Source organism: Flavobacterium frigoris, assembly GCF_900111075.1.
Classification (GTDB): domain Bacteria; phylum Bacteroidota; class Bacteroidia; order Flavobacteriales; family Flavobacteriaceae; genus Flavobacterium; species Flavobacterium frigoris.
This window is the reverse complement of record NZ_FOFZ01000001.1, coordinates 574,261-594,153: the sequence shown is the minus strand read 5'-3', so window position 1 is coordinate 594,153 and position 19,893 is coordinate 574,261. Positions and strand designations below refer to the sequence as shown.

General features: G+C 35.8%; 11 protein-coding genes. 7 read left to right on the top strand and 4 right to left on the bottom strand.

The features are described 5' to 3' along the window. The first annotated feature begins 258 nt into the window (after positions 1-258). The 4 genes from BMW63_RS02490 to acs are packed head-to-tail and all read left to right on the top strand — an operon-like array spanning position 259 to position 7,190. Positions 259-2,967 carry a sensor histidine kinase gene (locus BMW63_RS02490; protein ID WP_074720875.1) on the top strand — a complete coding sequence of 903 codons (2,709 nt, stop codon included), beginning with the start codon at positions 259-261 and terminating at the stop codon, positions 2,965-2,967. A 2-nt stretch (positions 2,968-2,969) separates the two neighbouring features. After that, complete coding sequence (locus tag BMW63_RS02485; protein WP_074720873.1) at positions 2,970-3,332, top strand: response regulator transcription factor; 363 nt, start codon at positions 2,970-2,972, stop codon at positions 3,330-3,332. Between the two features lie 17 nt (positions 3,333-3,349). Continuing rightward, positions 3,350-5,266 carry an acetate--CoA ligase gene (locus BMW63_RS02480; RefSeq protein ID WP_074720871.1) on the top strand — a complete coding sequence of 639 codons (1,917 nt, stop codon included), beginning with the start codon at positions 3,350-3,352 and terminating at the stop codon, positions 5,264-5,266. Positions 5,267-5,282: 16 nt separating this feature from the next. Beyond that, positions 5,283-7,190, top strand: coding sequence for an acetate--CoA ligase (acs, locus tag BMW63_RS02475; RefSeq protein WP_074720869.1), 1,908 nt, complete (start codon positions 5,283-5,285; stop codon positions 7,188-7,190). 108 nt (positions 7,191-7,298) lie between these two features. Here acs and BMW63_RS02470 read toward each other — a convergent pair whose 3' ends face one another. From BMW63_RS02470 to BMW63_RS02455, 4 genes are all read right to left on the bottom strand, one after another. After that, positions 7,299-10,196, bottom strand: a complete 2,898-nt coding sequence (locus tag BMW63_RS02470; protein ID WP_074720867.1) for an alpha-amylase family glycosyl hydrolase — start codon at positions 10,194-10,196, stop codon at positions 7,299-7,301. 70 nt (positions 10,197-10,266) lie between these two features. Further along, complete coding sequence (locus BMW63_RS02465) at positions 10,267-11,412, bottom strand: SusE domain-containing protein (RefSeq protein ID WP_074720865.1); 1,146 nt, start codon at positions 11,410-11,412, stop codon at positions 10,267-10,269. Between the two features lie 23 nt (positions 11,413-11,435). Then, on the bottom strand, positions 11,436-13,043 hold the full coding sequence (locus tag BMW63_RS02460) for a RagB/SusD family nutrient uptake outer membrane protein (RefSeq protein ID WP_074721158.1): 1,608 nt from the start codon (positions 13,041-13,043) through the stop codon (positions 11,436-11,438). Between the two features lie 37 nt (positions 13,044-13,080). Continuing rightward, positions 13,081-16,056 carry a SusC/RagA family TonB-linked outer membrane protein gene (locus tag BMW63_RS02455; protein WP_074720863.1) on the bottom strand — a complete coding sequence of 992 codons (2,976 nt, stop codon included), beginning with the start codon at positions 16,054-16,056 and terminating at the stop codon, positions 13,081-13,083. A 238-nt stretch (positions 16,057-16,294) separates the two neighbouring features. On the opposite strand from BMW63_RS02455, the gene BMW63_RS02450 reads away from it, so the two are divergent. The 3 genes from BMW63_RS02450 to pgmB all read left to right on the top strand — a co-directional run bounded on the left by BMW63_RS02450 (position 16,295) and on the right by pgmB (position 19,863). Beyond that, entirely contained in the window at positions 16,295-17,320 is a 1,026-nt protein-coding gene (locus tag BMW63_RS02450) for a LacI family DNA-binding transcriptional regulator (RefSeq protein ID WP_074720861.1), read from the top strand. 364 nt (positions 17,321-17,684) lie between these two features. Next, positions 17,685-19,214 (top strand): MFS transporter, encoded by a 1,530-nt coding sequence (locus BMW63_RS02440; RefSeq protein WP_074720857.1) that lies wholly within the window; start codon positions 17,685-17,687, stop codon positions 19,212-19,214. Further along, positions 19,207-19,863, top strand: coding sequence for a beta-phosphoglucomutase (gene pgmB, locus BMW63_RS02435; RefSeq protein WP_074720855.1), 657 nt, complete (start codon positions 19,207-19,209; stop codon positions 19,861-19,863). The genes BMW63_RS02440 and pgmB overlap by 8 nt, the downstream gene beginning before the upstream one ends. Positions 19,864-19,893 lie beyond the last annotated feature (30 nt).

Below are 19,893 nucleotides of genomic sequence, written 5' to 3'. Positions count from 1 at the left end.
TAGGTTATAAAAATTATTTTTAAACTATACAATCTCTACATTTGTTTGTAGAGATTGTATTATTTAACAACATGAAAAAAAGACACGAACAAAAGTTGGTTATCCTTTCAATGCTTTTAATATTAGCATTGAATATTCCGCTATTGCTATTATTTGATAATTCAAAATCTCTTTTTGGGTTTCCAATAATCTACGTGTATATCTTTTCGGCATGGTTGTTCTCTATAGCGATATCGTACATAATCATAAAAAAATATTATGAGTAGTATTGGTCTCTTATTGATTTTAACCCTCTATGTATCGATTCTCTTTTACATAGCGCATTGGGCAGAAAAAAGGAATAATTCTAAATGGACTACAAACCCTTATATCTATTCTTTTTCCTTAGCGGTCTACTGTACTGCATGGACTTATTATGGAAGCATTGGTGTTGCTGCACAATCAGGTTTAAGTTACCTCCCTATTTATTTGGGCCCAGTCATTATCATACCAACTTGGATGATAATTCTTAAGAGAATTGTACGCATTTCAAGAGTAAACAAAATATCTAGTATAGCCGATTTTATTTCTTTGCGTTATGGCAATAGCAGGTTTCTAGGAGCACTAGTAACCTTAATATGTATTTTTGGAGTTTTACCGTATATTGCATTACAACTAAAATCCATTTCCGACACTTTTAATATTGTAACCAACACACAGTCGAGTTCCAATATCTTTAGTGATACCACGACTTACGTATGTCTTGCACTGGCTTTATTCGCATCCTATTACGGAACAAAATATGTCGATGCTTCCGAGAAAAGACGCGGAATTGTCACCGCTGTTGCGATGGAATCTATCTTAAAATTAGTCTTCTTTTTAATCATTGGTATTTATGTAACTTACTTTGTATTTGATGGCTTTGATGACATCTATGCTAAAGCAGCACTACTTGATAACTTTGACAAAAAAAATACTATCGGGGGACTATCCGAAGGTATCAATTGGTTTTTTCTTTGCGTTTTGTCCATGTTTGCTATTTTTCTTTTGCCAAGACAATTTCATACCGCAATTGTTGAGAACAATAAGGAAACACACATTAGAACAGCGATATGGCTTTTCCCATTGTACTTATTACTTTTCAATATTTTCGTCTTCCCTATTGCTTGGGGTGGCAACATTCTTTTTGAAGGACAAGGTTTAAATGCAGATACTTATTCGCTATTGATTCCACAGTTCTTCAACAATAATACCTTGACCGTTTTAGTATTTCTAGGTGGGTTTTCGGCAGCCATTTCAATGATTATTGTTTCGTCCATTTCCTTATCCACTATGCTAAGCAATAACTTACTGATTCCTTATGGATTTGTGGGTTCATTAGAAAATACTTCGCAAGAAAAAAACAACAAAAGAATCTTAAACTCTAGAAAAATAGCTATTTTTTCATTGATCATTCTAGCCTATTTCATCTATAGATTTTTTGTTTTAGATTACTCATTAGTTTCTATAGGTTTAGTTTCATTTGTCGTCATTGCACAATTGGCACCCGCTTTTTTTGGTGCTTTATTTTGGAAAAGAGGTTCTAAAAAAGGTGCTATAACAGGTATCGTTCTTGGTTTCCTTGTCTGTTTTTACACCTTATTGCTTCCCTATGCCATCGGAATCACATCTTCTTCTAGTACATTCATTCAAGAAGGACCTTGGGCAATTGAAATATTAAAGCCTTTTCAGCTTTTTGGACTGGATTATTTAGAGCCTATTCAACATGCCTTTTTTTGGAGCATGCTGCTAAACACGATGAGTTATCTCGCTGTTTCAGTAAGTTTCAAGGGAAATTACAGAGAGCGCAACTATGCCGAAATGTTTGTGGATATCGATAAATACATCACAAATCATGAGAATGCATTTGTATGGAAAGGAACCGCCTACATCTCCGACATTGAAAAAGTCTTGCAACGTTTCCTGGGGCAGGACAGAACAAAACGTGCACTGAACATTTTTAACGTAAAATACAATATCGATAAAAACATCACCACTGCCGATGCCCGATTTATAAAATTTGCAGAGAATTTATTGACCGGTCATATTGGTACGGCTTCCGCCAAAATTTTAATTTCAAGTGTTATTAAAGAAGACAAAATAAGTCTTCCAGAAGTATTACGTATCCTAGAGGAATCGAAAGAACGCATTATCATCAACAAAAAACTGACCGATACTTCGAATGAGTTCAAGAAAATATCAGATCAGTTAAAACACGCAAATGAGGAACTCATTCAAAAAGACATTCAAAAAGACGAATTTCTGGACACCGTTACGCATGAACTCCGAACACCCATTACTGCGATACGTGCGGCAACCGAAATCCTACATGATGACGATGATGAAATTCCAAATGAAGTAAGAAAACAATTTCTGAAAAGTATTATATCAGAATCAGATCGCTTGAATCGCTTGATTGATAAAATTTTAGATTTAGAAAAATTTGAAACAGGTAAGCATAAAATTTACCTATCAAAAAACGACATTTCAAAAACCATAAAAAATACAATAGACTCGGTCAGCCAATTAATAAAAAATAAAAACATTAGTGTAACATTCAATGCCGCTTCGCAAGAAATAAAAGCCTTTTATGACGAGGAAAGAATCATCCAGGTGATCCACAACCTATTATCAAATGCTCTAAAATTTTGCCCTGCAACCGACGGAGAAATTACGATTACCGTAACTGAGAATAACAAAGATGTAGAAGTCCGCGTCCACAATAATGGCAAGGCGATAAAAGTAGAAGAGTTTGAACCCATATTTGATAAGTTTTATCAGTCTCGAAATCAAAATGTAAAAAAACCTGTGGGAAGCGGCTTAGGACTTGCCATTTGTAAACAAATTATAGAACACCATAAAGGGAACATTTGGGTCGAAAGTACCGAAGAAAAGGGTGCTACATTTATTTTCACATTACCCAATTACAATACAACTGAAAAACAATAGAGATGAAGAAAATTTTAATTGTAGATGATGAACCCAATATTGTTATGTCACTGGAATATACATTCAAGAAGAATAATTTTGAAGTTTTTATAGCACGCGACGGACAAGAAGCATTAGACATTCTAGAGAAACAACTTCCGGATGTTATCATCCTCGATGTCATGATGCCCATGGTTGACGGTTTTGCCACATTAGAACAAATAAAAAAAGACAAACGATTACAACATTGTAAAGTCATTTTCTTATCGGCAAAGAACAAGGAAAAAGACATTGAAAAAGGAATTTCATTAGGAGCAAATCTCTATGTGACAAAGCCCTTTTCAATAAAAAAATTAGTAGAACAAGTACAGGAATTAATTCAATAATTTAGAATATCTTCATCATGAATTACAAAGAATATTACGCAAAAAGCATTTCTCAACCTGAAAATTTCTGGAAGGAGCAAGCAAACACAATCGAATGGTATAACAAACCTGAAATCACCTTGTCAGAAGATGAGAACGGCTATCCTTTATGGTATAAGGACGGCGAATTAAATGTATGCTACCTCGCGCTGGACAAACACATTCAGGATGGCTATGGTGATCAAGTGGCAATTATCTATGATTCCCCAGTGACCCAAACCATAAAAAAATACACGTTCTCAGAAGTAAAAACCGAAGTAGCAAAACTCGCCGGCGGAATGCAATCCTTAGGATTAAAAAAAGGACATACAGCCATAATTTATATGCCGATGATTCCCCAAGCTGCTTTTGCAATGTTAGCTTGTGCTAGAATTGGGGTAACCCATTCGGTAGTTTTTGGAGGTTTTGCACCGCATGAATTAGCAATCAGAATAGATGATTGCAAACCTCGTTTGATTATAACGGCCTCCTCTGGAATAGAAGTGGACCGCTTAATCACCTACAAACCCTTAGTGGATGAGGCTATTGAACTGGCTTCTCACAGACCAAAAAAAGTAATCGTATTCAACAGAAAACTAGGCGCCCGAATTCCATTTAAGAAATATGATGTGGATTATGATGCTTTAGTTTACGGTTCTGAGGAAACGCCCTGTGTAGCTGTTAACGCCTCACATCCGTTGTACATTTTATATACTTCTGGAACAACTGGAAAACCAAAAGGAGTGGTCCGTGACACTGGTGGTTGCGCGGTTGCCTTAAAATTTTCGATGCAAAAAATCTACAACATAAAAGAAGGTGATGTTTTTTGGGCAGCATCAGATGTGGGCTGGGTAGTAGGTCACAGTTTTATCGTTTATGGTCCTTTAATCAATAGAAACAGTAGTATTATTTTTGAAGGAAAACCAATAAAAACGCCAGATGCCAGTACTTTTTGGAGAATTATTGACGAGCATAAAGTAAATGCAATGTTTACGGCTCCAACAGCCATTCGCGCCATCAAAAAAGAAGACCCAAATGGGGATTTCATAAAAAAATATGATTTGAGTTCTTTGAAAACACAATTTTTGGCCGGAGAACGATGTGATATTCCCACGTTAGAATGGTATAATCAACATATTCCCGTTCCTGCAATTGACCATTGGTGGCAAACCGAATCAGGATGGCCTATGATCGCTAACATGTTGGGAGTTGAAAGTTTACCCATAAAACCCGGGTCTGTGGGTAAAGCAGTTTGTGGTTATGATATTAAAATATTTGATGAAGAAGGAAATGAAGTACAAGCCAATCAACAAGGATATGTGGTCGTAAAACTCCCATTGCCTCCTGGAACGCTACTTGATTTATGGAAGGATAACCTCCGCTTTAAGGCAGGCTATTTAGAACAATTTCCAGGTTATTATTTTTCAGGTGATGGAGGATATAAAGATGAGGACGATTACATTTATATTACAGGAAGAGTCGATGATGTTATCAATGTTGCGGGACATCGTCTTTCAACAGCTGAGATGGAAGAAGTAGTCGCGTCGCATCAATCCGTTGCAGAATGTGCAGTTATTGGAATCAACGATGCCCTAAAAGGACAAATCCCTTTAGCATTGGTGGTAACCAAATTATATGATGATACCGAGCATTTTCAGCTAGAACATGAAATTATCCAGATCGTACGCCAGCAAATAGGTGCTGTTGCTTCATTGAGAAACGTAGTTATCGTGAATCGACTGCCAAAAACACGCTCTGGTAAAATTCTTAGAAAACTCATGCGAAGCATCGCAGACGGGGATCAGTTTCAAATTCCGTCAACTATCGATGATGAAGCCATCATCGATGAAATCACCGAGGTCTTACAAAAATATGAAATCGGTACTTTTAACAAGAACAACAATCTAACTAACTAAATACAACAAACAGATTATGAGTCGCTATAAAATTAACAATCTAGAAGAATACTTCAAAGAATATAAAAAATCAGTTCGTGAGCCAAGAAAGTTCTGGGACAAAATTGCTTCCGAAAACTTTACTTGGTATCAAGAATGGGATAAAGTCGTTGATTTTAATATGGCTGAAGCCGAAATTAAATGGTTTGTCGATGCCAAAGTAAACATCACTAAAAACTGTATTGACAGACATCTTGCCAAAAAGGGAGACAAAACCGCAATCATTTTCGAACCGAATGATCCTAGTGAAGAAACATTGCATATTTCTTATAACGAATTGCACCAACGCGTTTGTAAAATGGCCAACGTATTGCGGGAACAAGGAATAGAAAAAGGAGACCGTGTTTGTATTTATTTACCAATGATTCCTGAACTAGCGATTACCACTTTGGCCTGTGCCAGAATTGGAGCTATCCATTCCGTTGTTTTTGCTGGATTTTCAGCATCAGCAGTGGCCACCAGAATAAATGACAGTGATTGTAAAATGGTCATCACTTCAGACGGTGGATATCGCGGGAACAAAACGATAGATCTGAAAGCAATTATCGACGAAGCATTAGTAAACACGCCTTGTGTTGCTAACGTATTAGTGGTAAAAAGAACCAACAGCACTATAAACATGCAAGAGGGACGTGACCAATGGTTACAACCACTTTTAGATGCAGCTTCAGATAATAATACTGCAGAAATCATGGATGCCGAAGATCCATTGTTTATTCTATACACTTCCGGTTCTACTGGAAAACCAAAGGGAATGGTGCATACCACAGCAGGGTATATGGTTTACACCGCCTACACTTTTAAAAATGTATTCAATTATGAAGAAAACGATATCTTTTGGTGTACTGCAGATATTGGCTGGATAACTGGACATTCCTATATTTTATACGGTCCTTTATTGAACGGAGCTACGACAGTAATTTTTGAAGGAGTTCCTTCTTATCCAGACTATAGTCGTTTTTGGGAAGTTATTGTTAAACACAAAGTCACACAGTTCTATACTGCGCCAACTGCTATTCGTGCTTTGGCAAAAGAGAGTTTAGATTTCGTACAAAAATACCAATTAGACACCTTAAAAGTAATTGGCTCTGTAGGAGAACCTATAAATGAAGAAGCTTGGCATTGGTACAATGACCATGTGGGTGACAAACGATGTCCCGTAGTCGACACTTGGTGGCAAACAGAAACAGGAGGTATTATGATTTCGCCTATTCCTTTTGTGACTCCTACAAAACCAACATATGCTACGCTTCCATTACCAGGAATCCAACCCGTATTAATGGATGAAAAAAGAAATGAAATAGAAGGCAATCAAGTAGTAGGTAGTTTATGTATTAAATATCCATGGCCAGGAATTGCCAGAACCATTTGGGGTGACCATAAAAGATATAAAGAAACTTATTTTTCTGCTTTTCCAGGTAAATATTTTACGGGTGACGGGGCTTTACGTGATGAAGTGGGCTACTACAGAATTACAGGTCGTGTAGATGACGTGGTTATCGTTTCCGGCCACAATCTAGGAACTGCACCTATTGAAGATGCCATTAACGAGCATCCAGCGGTTGCGGAGTCCGCGATTGTAGGATTCCCTCATGACATCAAAGGGAATGCATTATATGGTTTTGTTATTCTAAAAGAAACAGGGGAATATCGTGACAGAGAAAATCTAAGTAAGGAAATCAACCAACAAGTTTCAAACCAAATTGGGCCTATCGCCAAGTTAGATAAAATTCAATTTGTATCTGGCTTGCCTAAAACACGTTCGGGTAAAATTATGCGACGAATCTTGCGTAAAATTGCCGAAGGTGATTATTCAAATTTTGGAGATACCTCAACGCTACTAAATCCTGAAATTGTAGAAGAAATCAAAGAAGGTAAAATTTAATATTTAGTTTTTAATTGTAGTTGGAAACTGCTTCATTTATGGAGCAGTTTTTTTGTATAAAAAAAGCTGCCTTTTGAGGGACAGCTCTTTCAGAAATCAAACCAAACATTATTCTTTCATAAATTTCATCACTTGAACTTCATTGTTTTCATTTAATGCTTTTACAATGTAAAGTCCATTGCTCAAATCACTTATTGCAAACGGAGCCTCTTTAGAATGAGTCGTATTAAAACTTTTAACTAATTGTCCTGCCATTGAAAAAACCTGAACTTGAGTAGTATTTGTATTTAAAGTAAAATAACTAGAAGCAGGATTTGGATATAAATATATTCCAGACTCACCTTCGTAATTTGCTATTGCCAAAGAGGCTACTTTGTTTCCATAAATTCTAAAACCACCAGCTTCAACCGTAATAGCTGCTGTAGCATCCGTTACATTAATAGTCGAATTATCCATTAAATTATACCAAGTTCCCGTATATGGAAACCCAGTCGCTACAGCCTTAGCAGTCACATCAAAATTAGCAAGTACCAAAACATCTTTCAGCTGAGTGCTTGCAAGAGCAGCATTTGTTATTTTAATAGTTTGTGATAATGATGAATTATTATTTATCATTGCAGTACCTGCAAAAACAGGCTCTGTTGTTTTCAACCTAATCATCCTTGCCCAATCCGTATAAATTTTATTTCTACCGTTGTTAGCTAACCAACTATTTGTCCACTGTGGTTGTGGTTTTGTATTTAACTTACAATCGCCAGAAATAGCATCTGATGGCGCATTTACCGTTCCGTTATTACAACTAAATATAGAGGTATCCCATCCCAGTTCTCCAAAATGCCAAATCATTTTTGGTCCTGGAACCAATAAAGAAACGGCTCCAATAGCTGACATTCGTGACAAAGCAACATCTAATGTTTTTACATTATGCGCCGGGTTTGCACTATTTCCATACTGCACATTTTTATACATTAGGCGCTCTTCATCATGGCTTTCGGCATAACCCATCAACCTGTTCGCTGTAAATCCACGACTGGCGCTCGTCATTCCATAAATGTTTGCAGCGTAACCCATTGATAATTCATTATAATTATCAGTCATTTTACCCCACATCATGATTCCTTTACCGATTCCGTCTGCATCACCAGAAACACGGTAATTAGCCCATTGTTGTTCTTCACTATTGGTTCCTAAATGTTCAAAAATAATATAGTGCGTTGGGTCCAGACTCCAAGAATAGTCAGCATACATTTTCAAAACGTCTACTCTATCTTGTTGGTACGCATTGGTACAATTATCTTGACCACCTGCAACACTTGAAGGACAGTTTTGAGTAAAACCTTTCGTTAAATCCCAACGGAAACCATCAATTTTATATTCTTGAATCCATTGTTTTATAACTCGTTTCACATAATTCTGCGTTCCTGGCAACTGATGGTTAAAATCCTCACCCACATTATAACTGTGTTTAGCCTCGGTATTGAAATAAGGGTTTTCAACTGTTGGCGATCCCCAGCCGTCACCGTCAGGGTCATTCATCCACATTCTCACCATTGGGTTTCGCCCAAAAGCATGATTCAATGCAACATCAAGAATTACCGCAATTCCGTTTTGATGGCAAACATCAATCATTTCTTTTAGCTTACTTGAACTCCCGTAAAATTTATCTAAAGCCATGTGAAATGAAGTGTTATATCCCCAACTTTCATTTCCTTCAAATTCCATTACTGGCAATAACTCAATCGCATTAATCTTTAAATTCTTAAAATAATCAATTCTGTCAATTATACTTTGGTAATTTCTGCCTGCATCAAAATCTCTAACTAAAAGTTCGTAAACTACTAATTTTTCCTTCTCTGGTTTCACAAAATTTGTTGTTGCAGTACTCCACGCATAAGGCGTTTGTCCTGTTTGCAAAACCGTCACTTCTCTTTCTTGTCCTAATGGATAGACAGGCATATTAGGATAACTTGCAGCTGGAATACCTGGATCATCAAACGGTGATAAAACCAAGGTAGAATAAGGATCTGCTGTTTTTACCAACGCAGGTGAATTAGCAATTGGAGTGGTTTTTCCTACCCAATACTGATACGTATAATTTACCCCCGATGTTAGACCCGTAAGTTCTAACCAAAATTTCCCAGATGTAGGATCTTTTTTCATCGAATAAGCATTAGTAGGTTGCCAGTTATTAAAACTACCAGCAACATATATAAAATCTTTTAATGGCGCATCAAGTACCAAAGTGGCTTTGGTAGCATCTGCAGTATTATAGTTAATTCCTTCCAATAAACCTGACGGAATAGTTTCTGAAACTGCACCAGGGTTTACAATGACTGTAAATTTCTTAACAAGAGTAGTTGATCCTTGCGTCACTTCAAGTTCATAATTTTGATTAGAAGTAATATTAGTATGGTTAAACGAATAGTTTGCACTACTTCCATTAGTGTTAATACTTATCCCATTTGACTTTAAGTTGTAACTAGCATTTCCACCGGTGTTATTTGCAGCAATATTTAAACTTCCTCCAGAAGTAATTATTGTCGAACTATTTTGTGAAGGAGCAGTCAGAGTTACTTGAAAAGCACCTACTTCTGCATATAAATTTTGGGATTTTTTATCTCCTGTACCATCTTTGGCTTTTATCAAAAAACCTATTCTACCTATTCCTGATCTATTATAAAAAGCAGTAGGGGTTATTGTTTTGGTATAAGTATCAGCAACACTATTATATATAAATTTATTAGCGTCATTTGCAACAGGCCATGTACCATTTGTGGGGCAATCTAAGCTATTAGCGTCATTGATATCATATGACCAAGACCACAGGTACAAGGCATTTCCAGTTACTCCCCAAGTGGCTTCATTTATACTAATTCCATTAATGGTGATCGTGATTGCTGTTGTCTCTTCGAAAGTAGCTGGACTTATGCTGTAAGTAACTGCCTGTTGTTGAGCAAATGTTGCCATTGAACAAAAAAACAGTACTAAAAGTAATTTTTTTTTCATGGTATTTCCTTTTTACAAAAAAATAAAAAAAGGGCTATCCAGAAGACAGCCCTTTTCATATTTAAAAAAATTAGTTTAATGTAATCGTTTTATCAACAGTATTGATTTTAAAAATTCTTACTCCTGTTGTTCCAGTATATTTAAAATTACTGTCACCATCGCCGGCATTTTCTAACTCTGGCGAAATAGTGTATCCTGAGTTTGAATAAAAAGTAAAATTATTACTAGTACCCCAATTTCCATCATCAGTTCCGTCATTGCCTAAAAAAACTCTGAAAGCTGCTCCTGATTTTAGCGTAAGAGGTACCTCATACACGCCGTCTTTTATCAAACCTAATTCTGTTTCGCTGTTTCCAGACCAACTCCATCCTCCGGGAGTTGCTTCTCCAACTAACCAATAGGAATTTGCAGCGGTTTCTCCTTGAGACAGTGTAAACGTTTTTGCGTTTTGATCTATTTTGATACGATACATCCCTGGATTTCCATTGAATTTAAAGTTTGAATCACCATCATTAGCATTTTCTAAGTTTGAACTTATTTTATAACCTTGATCTACATAATAAAGATAATTTCTTCCTGAACCCCAATCTCCATTTGTAGTAAAGAATCTAAAAGTGTCATTAGCTACATTTACAGCAGCTACTAATACGTTATCATTACAAATTAATGTTAAAGGACTATTCCATCCCCAACCTGCAGAAACGATTCCAGCTCCAACAGCAAATTGATTTGGACAATTGTTAGCCACAGCGGGCTCATAAGCGTTAACCAAAATAGTTAATGGTATAGCAGAAATCATTTTTTCAGCACTTGCAACACTCGACATCACTTTAACATCATAAGATCCTAATTCTCCCGCAACACCACCTAATAGAGTTACGGCATCATTCAATTTTTTAACAGTAATTGAAACCTCAGTACCATTACTAGTTGTTGCAAGAACTTGCGCAGCTGTAAAGTCACCGCCTTTAACATCCATCAGTAAGGTGTATTGTACAACCACATTATTAGAATATTTTGCCGCAGACCAAACAAAGCTATCGGCATCCTGATCTTTATTCTCTTCCACCAAAACAAATTCTTTATCATTTTGAGGGGTGACCATCTCTGGAGTAGAAATAGACAAAAGAACGGGTCTGTTTTCTACATCATCACCAGTACAGGAGATGGCTAAAACACAAACAAAAGCGAATAAAATTTTACTTATATTTTTCATTTTATTATGAATTAATGGATTGATTAGTATCCTGGATTTTGCTTTAAAGTTGGGTTTGCTTGAATAACTCTTGCAGGGATAGGCATTAAATCTCTGAATGATTCTGTACTAGTCCCGTCTAAAGAACCACCTTTCCATTGCCAAATTTTTGTTCCTCCTGTGAATTTTCCAAAACGGATCAAATCAGTTCTTCGGTGACATTCCCAAAACAATTCTCTTCCTCTTTCATCCAAAATAAAGTCTAGAGTTACAGCTGAAGCTAAGATTTGTTGTCCACTTGCTCTTGTTCTTAATTTATTAATATAACCAACTGCAGTATTTATGTCTACTCCACTTGCTCCTCTTGCAGCACATTCAGCATACATTAAATAAACATCTGACAATCTAAACATGGGAAAATCAATATCTGGAACATCATTTCTTTGGGCAGCTGAACCATCCGCATTCTTATTAATAAATTTTGTGACAGCATAACCATCTGTAAAGGTCCCTACATTAGCAATATCTAAAGTCTGTCCCTCGGTATAAAAAGTTCCTCTTTTATCGGAAGTTGCAGTTGCATCTGGAAAAAGGGCAACAAACTCTTTACGAGTTCTTATCCCTTGCCATCCCCCGTCCATACCGCGTGCAGCAGGATCAATACTACCTCCAATAGAAGCGTGCATAATAAAACTCATTCCTCCTCCAATTGCTCTAATAGCATTACCGTCACCTACAATAGGAAAGATAACTTCGCTTTGCGCCCCATTACTATTATTATCAGCAGAAAACAAATGAGCATAAGGCACATTAGCAAATGTGTATCCTGAGTTATCAATGATATCTTTGCATAAAGCAGCCGCTTCATTAAATTTAGGTGTATCGGTATAAACTTGAGCATTTAAATAAACCTGAGCTAATAAAAATTTAGCAGCAGTTTTATCTATTCTACCATATTCATTGCTTTTAGAAGCCACCAAGCTATTGTCTAAATCAATCAATTCTGATTCAACAAAAGCAAAAACTTCAGCTCTTGTTTTTTGTTCAGGATAAAAGAATCCTACAGGATCATTTTCTGTAGTAATAGGTACATTACCAAATAAATCCATTAAGTTGTAATAGGAGAAAGCTCTTAAGAAACGCGCTTCAGCTCTAAAAGTAGCAATTTCAGCCTTTAAGCCAGCATCAACGCCTCTGGCTGTTAATTTTTCATCAGTCGTTTGTCTCAAAAATTCATTTGAAAGACTAATTTCATAGAATGCTCTTGAAAATGTTCCTGCCAAAAACTCATTAGCAGGAGACCAAGTTTGTGCATTCATCGTTGGCAAAGTTCCATCAGCCCAAGCAATAATTGCTTCATCTGTAGGTAACTCTTGCATTACAAAAAGTAATCGCAAATAACTACTAAAATCTCCTCCAATTCCGGCAATATCTGGAGATCCATCTCCATCATTACCCCCTACATACAAACCGGCATACATTTTTGCTAAAACTTGCTTATATGATGCTGGATCTTGAAAAAAGGTTTCTGATAAAAATTCATCATCATCCCCGGGCGTAACATTTAAGTCGTTCGTACACGAAGTAAGCGTCATATTTACTCCTAAAATGAATAGGAAAAAATAAGATATATATTTAAATGATATTTTCATTTTGTTTATTTTTAAATTTTTGTTTATCAGCATAGCATTAGAAATTGGCATTTACCCCAAACAAGAAAGTCCTAGCTCTTGGATAAACGTTATTATCAATTCCGTTAAATCTTTCTGGATCTAAACCATTATATTTCGTCAATATTAAAACATTTTGAATTCCAGCAGTAAACCTCAACGAAACCGCTTTTAATAGCGTTTTGTCAAAAGTATATCCTACAGTAACATTGTCTAGTTTTATGAAAGAAGCGTCTTTTACAAAATAGTTAGACAAATAACGCTGAGTTCCATTATCTTCAAAGTTAAAACCAGTATTGTAGTAATCTGAGCTTATATTCGATAAATCTGTTTGTCTTCTTAAACCTGCATCTGAATATCCTAAATTAGAACTCACATTATCAAAAATGTAATTTCCTAAACTGGCTCTCCAGTTCATTGTAAAATCAAACTTTTTATACTGTAAAGTAGAAAACAATCCAAAAGTGTAGTCTGGTGCTGGTTTATGATATCTATAACGATCCTCTACATCAATTTTTCCGTCTTGATTTCTATCCACATAAGCACCTTGAATTGGTCTTTTGTTGGCATCATATAACTGCTCATACACTAAAAATGAATTTGGTGCAAAGCCTACTGAATTAATTTGAATTTTATTCCCACTACCCCCAGCAATATTGTCTCCTGATAAGTAGCCTTGAAAACCTGGAACTGTAATTCCTAAATTAGAAATTTTTTGATCAATAAAAGTAGTATTGAAAGCTACATTCCAAGTCAAATTATCGTTTTTAACAATATCAGACTCGATACTAAATTCTACTCCTTTTGTTCTAACGCTTCCCACATTGAAGAAACCTTGATTTCTCAGGTTAGCCCCGTCAGGAACAGCAATATCAGCTAATAAATCAGTTGATTTTTTGTCAAAATAATTAATAGATCCAGTTATCCTATCGTTGAAGAATCCATAATCTAAACCTACATTTTTCTCGGTCAATTCTTCCCATTTAATACTTTCATTATATCCTTCTGGCCTAGCAGTTGAGTAAATGGTGTTCCCAAAAATATATTGTGAATTAATTGTACCAAGAGTTACTCTTCTTAAATAATCGTATTGAGCAGATATATCTTGCTGTCCCGTTGTTCCATAACCTACTCTTAATTTTAAGTTAGACAACGTTTCATTATCTTTTAAAAAGGCTTCATCAGATAAATTCCATGCAAAAGCTGCTCCTGCAAAATTTCCCCATCTGTTTGCTTCAGAAAAACGGGAAGTTCCATCTCTACGATAATTCAAAGTCAATAAATACCGACTGTCATATCCTAAGTTTAAACGTCCAAAATAAGATTGTAAGTTAATATCCGGATCAGTGATTACATCTTCATTAGGATTAGGTTGTATCGTTTCTCCAGATTGATAACGCTCTTTTTGAAACAATTGGTAGTTATAACCGGCCGTTGCATCCACATTAAATTTACCTACTTCTTTAGTGTAATTAAAATAAGCATTTAAGTTTTTATTTTGAAGTGCGTCCGTATAAGTCGAGTAATTCCCTAAATTCACATAACCTGAATCAGTAAATGCTTTTGGTTGGAATCCTAAAGCACTTTGCGTACTCACTTCTGTAGAACCACTACTATCAAATCTATCAATTCCTGCCTCAACAACAGCTCTCAAATCTTCAAAGAAATGAAGCTTATAATCTAATCTCACATTTCCCCATTTTCTAGTAGAAGTAGCGCTACGCTCATCTTGATTTAATCTTGCCACTGGATTTCTTGCTGGCAATAATGGTAAGTTACCCGTAGGGTCTAACCATTCATAGTATCCTCCATATCGCGAGTTAGCCTCATAAACAGCTTGTGTTGGATCAAATCCAATTGCGCTTCCAATAACGGCACCTTCGTCTTGAAATCTATTTTTACCAAAAGATAAATTCCCGCTAATGTCAATTTTTAAGTGGTTATCCAATAAAACTGGGTTTAAGGATAATGATGTGGTCGTTCTTTCGAAAGAAGTGTTTTTAAGAATCCCAGGATTGACAACATTACCAACGGATAATCGTACAGGTATTTTGTTAAACAAAGCACCACTTGCTGATATATTGTTAGTACTAGTCAAAGCAGTATGAAAAATTTCATCTTGCCAATTTGTACTAGAAGTCCCTAACAACGCCTTTTGAGCCGCTGACCCTTTCTCATTAACAAAAGTACGAAATTGATCTGCGCTTAGAACATCAACCGTATTTGCTACTGTACTTACCCCAGTTTGCGAACTAAAACTCACTTTTACGCGACCTTTTGTTCCTTTTTTAGTCGTAATTACAATTACACCATTTGCTGCTCTAGAACCATAAATTGCAGCTGCAGAAGCATCTTTCAAGACGGTAAAAGACTCGATATCATTTGGATCAATAGTAGACAAAATACTAGTTGAACCAGAAGGCACGGTATTACTTAAAGGCAAACCATCTAAAACAATTAATGGTTCATTTGAAGCACTCAATGAAGATCCGCCACGAATACGAATATCTGCTTTAGCACCCGGTGCTCCACCTCCTATTACAGTAACCCCAGAGATACGACCACTAATTAAGCTTTCAGGAGTTACATTTTGTCCTTTATTAAAGTCTTTTGCTCCAATTTGAGAAACTGAACCAGTTGCATCTTTTTTCGTAACGGTACCGTAACCCACTTGGATTACTACTTCACTTAATAGATTTGCATCTTCTTCTAGTGAAACCGTTACTGATTTTTGAGCATCATAAGTAATGACTGTGTTTTTATAACCAATGTAAGAAAATACGACTTTATTGCCTTTCTTAGCATTAAGCAATTGAAACTTTCCATCAAAATCAGTTGAAACGCCATTTGTGCTACCTTGTACATTTACATTTACTCCTGGAATGGGCTGTCCTGATATTTTGTCAAGAACAGTTCCACTAAGCGTATTCTGAGCCAGAATACTAAAAGGAAGTAACAGTACTAAAAATAACAACTTTTTATAAATTGTTTTCATACTTTTTGTTTAAATTAAATTGTGTTTTGTGATGTGTTTTTAACTTTTAATTCTACTTCGAATGTTAAATCTATGTAAATTTTCTTGCATTCGACAAAGAGGTTGTTATATTGGTTTACGAAAACGTAATAGTGTTGAAAACTTTCTACATTAATCAATTAATCAAGGGTTAAATTGCCTTTAATAAAAACAAAGCCTATCTTTATTACGAAAATAATTTATTTCAAATAGTACCAATATGAAAAGGAAAGTAACGCTTAAACAAATTGCAAAAGAACTTGACGTTTCAATTTCAACGGTTTCAAAATCACTTAGAAATAGCTTAGAGATAGGAGAAGAAACTCGACTAAAAGTGCAGGCTTTTGCTAAATTTTACAACTACAGACCCAACAATATTGCCCTAAGTTTAAAAAATCGAAAAACGAAAACAATTGGTATTATTATTCCAGAGATTGTTCATCATTTTTTCTCCACTGTGATCAATGGAATAGAACATGTTGCCAACGAAAATGGCTATAGTGTCATCATCTGTCTCTCTGACGATTCGTTTGACAAAGAAGTACGAAACATGGAAATGCTCGCTAACGGTAGCATAGATGGTTTCATTATGTCCTTATCAAAAGAAACCCAATTTAAAGGGGATTACCACCACATTTCAGAAGTAATCGATCAGGGAATGCCCGTTGTAATGTTTGATCGAGTTTCGGATGAAATCCTCTGTGACAAGGTTATTATTGACGATAAACTCGCTGCTTATGAGGCAGTACAAAGTTTAATTGATAAAGGAAGAAAAAAAATAGCCCTTGTCACTACTGTCGATTATGTAAGTGTAGGCAAGCTAAGAACCGATGGTTACACAAAAGCATTATTAGACAATGGACTGCCTTTTAATGAAAAATTAATTATCAAAATTGAAGATGTCGATACCTGCGAAATTATTATTGGTAAACTCCTTGAAGACAAAGCAATCGACGCGGTTTTTGCCGTAAACGAACTCTTTGCCGTCACCAGTATCAAAGCCGCAAACAAAATAGGACTGAATGTACCCAAAGACCTGGCCGTTATCGCTTTTACAGATGGAATTATCTCAAAATATTCTACTCCTACTATTACTACCGTAAGTCAAAGCGGTGTGAAAATGGGAAATCGGGCTGCAAAAATGCTGATCGACAGACTAGAATCAGAGACGGAACAGGAAGAAGATGAAAATTATACGACTGAAGTAATTGAGACCCATCTCATCGAAAGAGAATCTACTAATTAAGATTAGTGCTACAATGTTAGAAACACGAAGTAAATAAAACACAGATAAACTTCACTGAAGAAAATAATACAAAATCTTAACTCATGAAAAGCGATTCATTGCAATCTAACCGCTAGACTTACTGATTACATTTCTTTCTTTTTATCTCGAAGGCATCACTTCTACTCTCCTTATTCTGACCTTTTTTCTTATATAATTCAGTACTACAACCTTGTAGTTAAAAAACTTGCTTTTTATTTGCATCCAAAAAACTGAAAACTGAAATAAATTTTTATATTTACCCATCAAATCTTTTACTTTTACTTCGAAAACAAGTTGAGTTTTGATAAGCATAGCGCTTATCGTTAATATATAAATTACGATAATGGAAAAGCGTAAGTTAAGTTTCTGGCAAATTTGGAACATGAGTTTCGGGTTTCTGGGAATTCAAATGGGTTTTGCCTTGCAAAATTCGAATGTCAGTAGGATATTTCAGACTTTAGGTGCTAATATTGATGACATCCCTATTTTATGGGTCGCCGCTCCTATGACTGGATTAATTATCCAACCTATAATTGGTTATTTTTCAGATAGGACTTGGACAAAATTAGGACGTAGAAAACCTTACTTTTTAGCCGGTGCTATTTTAGCTTCAGGAGCATTATTTATAATGCCCAATTCTCCTGTTCTATGGTTTGCGGCTGGAATGCTTTGGATTATGGACGCCTCCATCAATGTTTCAATGGAACCCTTTCGTGCCTTTGTTGGAGACAACCTTCCGGAAAAGCAACGTACCATGGGATTTGCCATGCAAAGTTTTTTTATCGGAATTGGCGCTTATTTCGCATCAAAACTACCTTTAATTTTCACTCATTTAGGCGTTCAAAATACCGCTCCGCTGGGTATCATTCCAGATTCTGTTAAATACTCCTTCTATTTCGGTGGAGTTGTCTTTATCGCAACGGTGCTGTGGACTGTTATCACTTCTAAAGAATATTCTCCTGAAGAACTGGAGGCTTTTGAAAAACACAAAGAAACCACATTCATAAAAGAAGAACATTCTGCCGAGTGGTTCATTACTAATGGAAAATCCCATTTGTCTAAGGGAATTTTATTTCTGATTGTAAGCGCATTATTTTCAGTATTGATTTTTCATTATCACTTAAAGAAAGATTTATATGTTTTATCACTCGGACTTATTGGTTTGGGAGGATTAGCGATGTTAGTGTCTGGTATCATGCAAAAAAACAACAATACCGAAAATGGCTTTGTAACCATCATGAATGATTTCCAGTTCATGCCAAAAATAATGAAACAATTGGCATGGGTTCAATTTTTTTCTTGGTTTGCGCTTTTCTCCATGTGGATATACACGACACTAGCGGTTACACAGCATATTTACGGCACAACAGATACTACATCTGAGGCCTATAATACAGGTGCGAATCAAGTAGGTGAAATGTTTGCCAATTATAATTTAATTGCTGCAATTGCCGCTTTTTTACTACCGCTATTAGCGAAATATACCAGTACAAAATTCACCCATTTTATTGCATTAGTATGCGGTGGCCTAGGTCTTATATCGATTTATTTTATCCAGGAACCTACGGCGTTTACAATGGAATGGCTTCCAATGATTGGTGTTGGAATTGCTTGGGCCAGTATCCTGTCTATACCTTACGCCATGTTATCTGGATCATTACCTTCTAACAAAATGGGCTATTACATGGGAGTTTTTAACTTTTTTATCGTAATCCCTCAATTAGTAGCTGCATCCATTTTAGGGTTTTTAGTTTCTAAATTTTTTGACAGCGAACCTATTTATGCACTTTTAATTGGCGGAGCTTCCATGATTCTTGCCGGAATTATTTCTCTAACTATTAATGACGAATCAAAAATTATAATAAATGACTAAGAAAGCATTCATCTTCGACCTTGACGGAGTAATTGTCGACACCGCGAGATATCATTTCTTAGCGTGGCAAAAAATTGCAAATGAATTACACATTGATTTCACATTAGAACACAACGAGCTATTGAAAGGCGTAAGCCGCGTACGCTCTCTTGACATCATTTTAGAACTAGGCAAAGTAAAAGCTTCGCAAGAAGACAAAAACAGATGGCTAATTCAGAAAAACGAAGAATACCTCACGTACTTAGTCGATATGGATCAAAGCGAATTATTACCTGGTGTTTTAACAATGCTACATTACTTGAAAGAAAAAAACCAACCGATTGCTCTTGGATCAGCGAGCAAAAATGCAAGGCCTATTCTAGAAAAAACAGGAATCAGACATTATTTTGATGCTATAGTAGATGGGAATGATGTGACCAATGCAAAACCAGATCCAGAAGTTTTCTTGATTGCAGCTAAACTAGTAGACGTAAGTCCCGAGAATGCAATTGTTTTTGAAGATTCTGTAGCAGGAGTTCAGGCTGCCAATATTGGAAAAATGACTAGCATCGGAATAGGAGAAGAATCCATTTTATATGAAGCAAAATACATATTTAAGGATTTTACCCACATAGAAAAAGGCTTTATAGAAAATTTAATTAGTAAATAAAAAAACAAGAATCAAAAATTATTTAGGTCA

Bases quoted from the DNA above. Each gene is read 5' to 3' on its own strand.
- BMW63_RS02450 (WP_074720861.1), top strand. From the start codon at position 16,295: ATGAAAAGGAAAGTAACGCTTAAACAAATTGCAAAAGAACTTGACGTT.
- BMW63_RS02490 (WP_074720875.1), top strand. From the start codon at position 259: ATGAGTAGTATTGGTCTCTTATTGATTTTAACCCTCTATGTATCGATT.
- BMW63_RS02460 (WP_074721158.1), bottom strand. From the start codon at position 13,043: ATGAAAATATCATTTAAATATATATCTTATTTTTTCCTATTCATTTTA.
- BMW63_RS02465 (WP_074720865.1), bottom strand. From the start codon at position 11,412: ATGAAAAATATAAGTAAAATTTTATTCGCTTTTGTTTGTGTTTTAGCC.
- BMW63_RS02455 (WP_074720863.1), bottom strand. From the start codon at position 16,056: ATGAAAACAATTTATAAAAAGTTGTTATTTTTAGTACTGTTACTTCCT.
- BMW63_RS02440 (WP_074720857.1), top strand. From the start codon at position 17,685: ATGGAAAAGCGTAAGTTAAGTTTCTGGCAAATTTGGAACATGAGTTTC.
- BMW63_RS02480 (WP_074720871.1), top strand. From the start codon at position 3,350: ATGAATTACAAAGAATATTACGCAAAAAGCATTTCTCAACCTGAAAAT.
- pgmB (WP_074720855.1), top strand. From the start codon at position 19,207: ATGACTAAGAAAGCATTCATCTTCGACCTTGACGGAGTAATTGTCGAC.
- acs (WP_074720869.1), top strand. From the start codon at position 5,283: ATGAGTCGCTATAAAATTAACAATCTAGAAGAATACTTCAAAGAATAT.
- BMW63_RS02470 (WP_074720867.1), bottom strand. From the start codon at position 10,196: ATGAAAAAAAAATTACTTTTAGTACTGTTTTTTTGTTCAATGGCAACA.
- BMW63_RS02485 (WP_074720873.1), top strand. From the start codon at position 2,970: ATGAAGAAAATTTTAATTGTAGATGATGAACCCAATATTGTTATGTCA.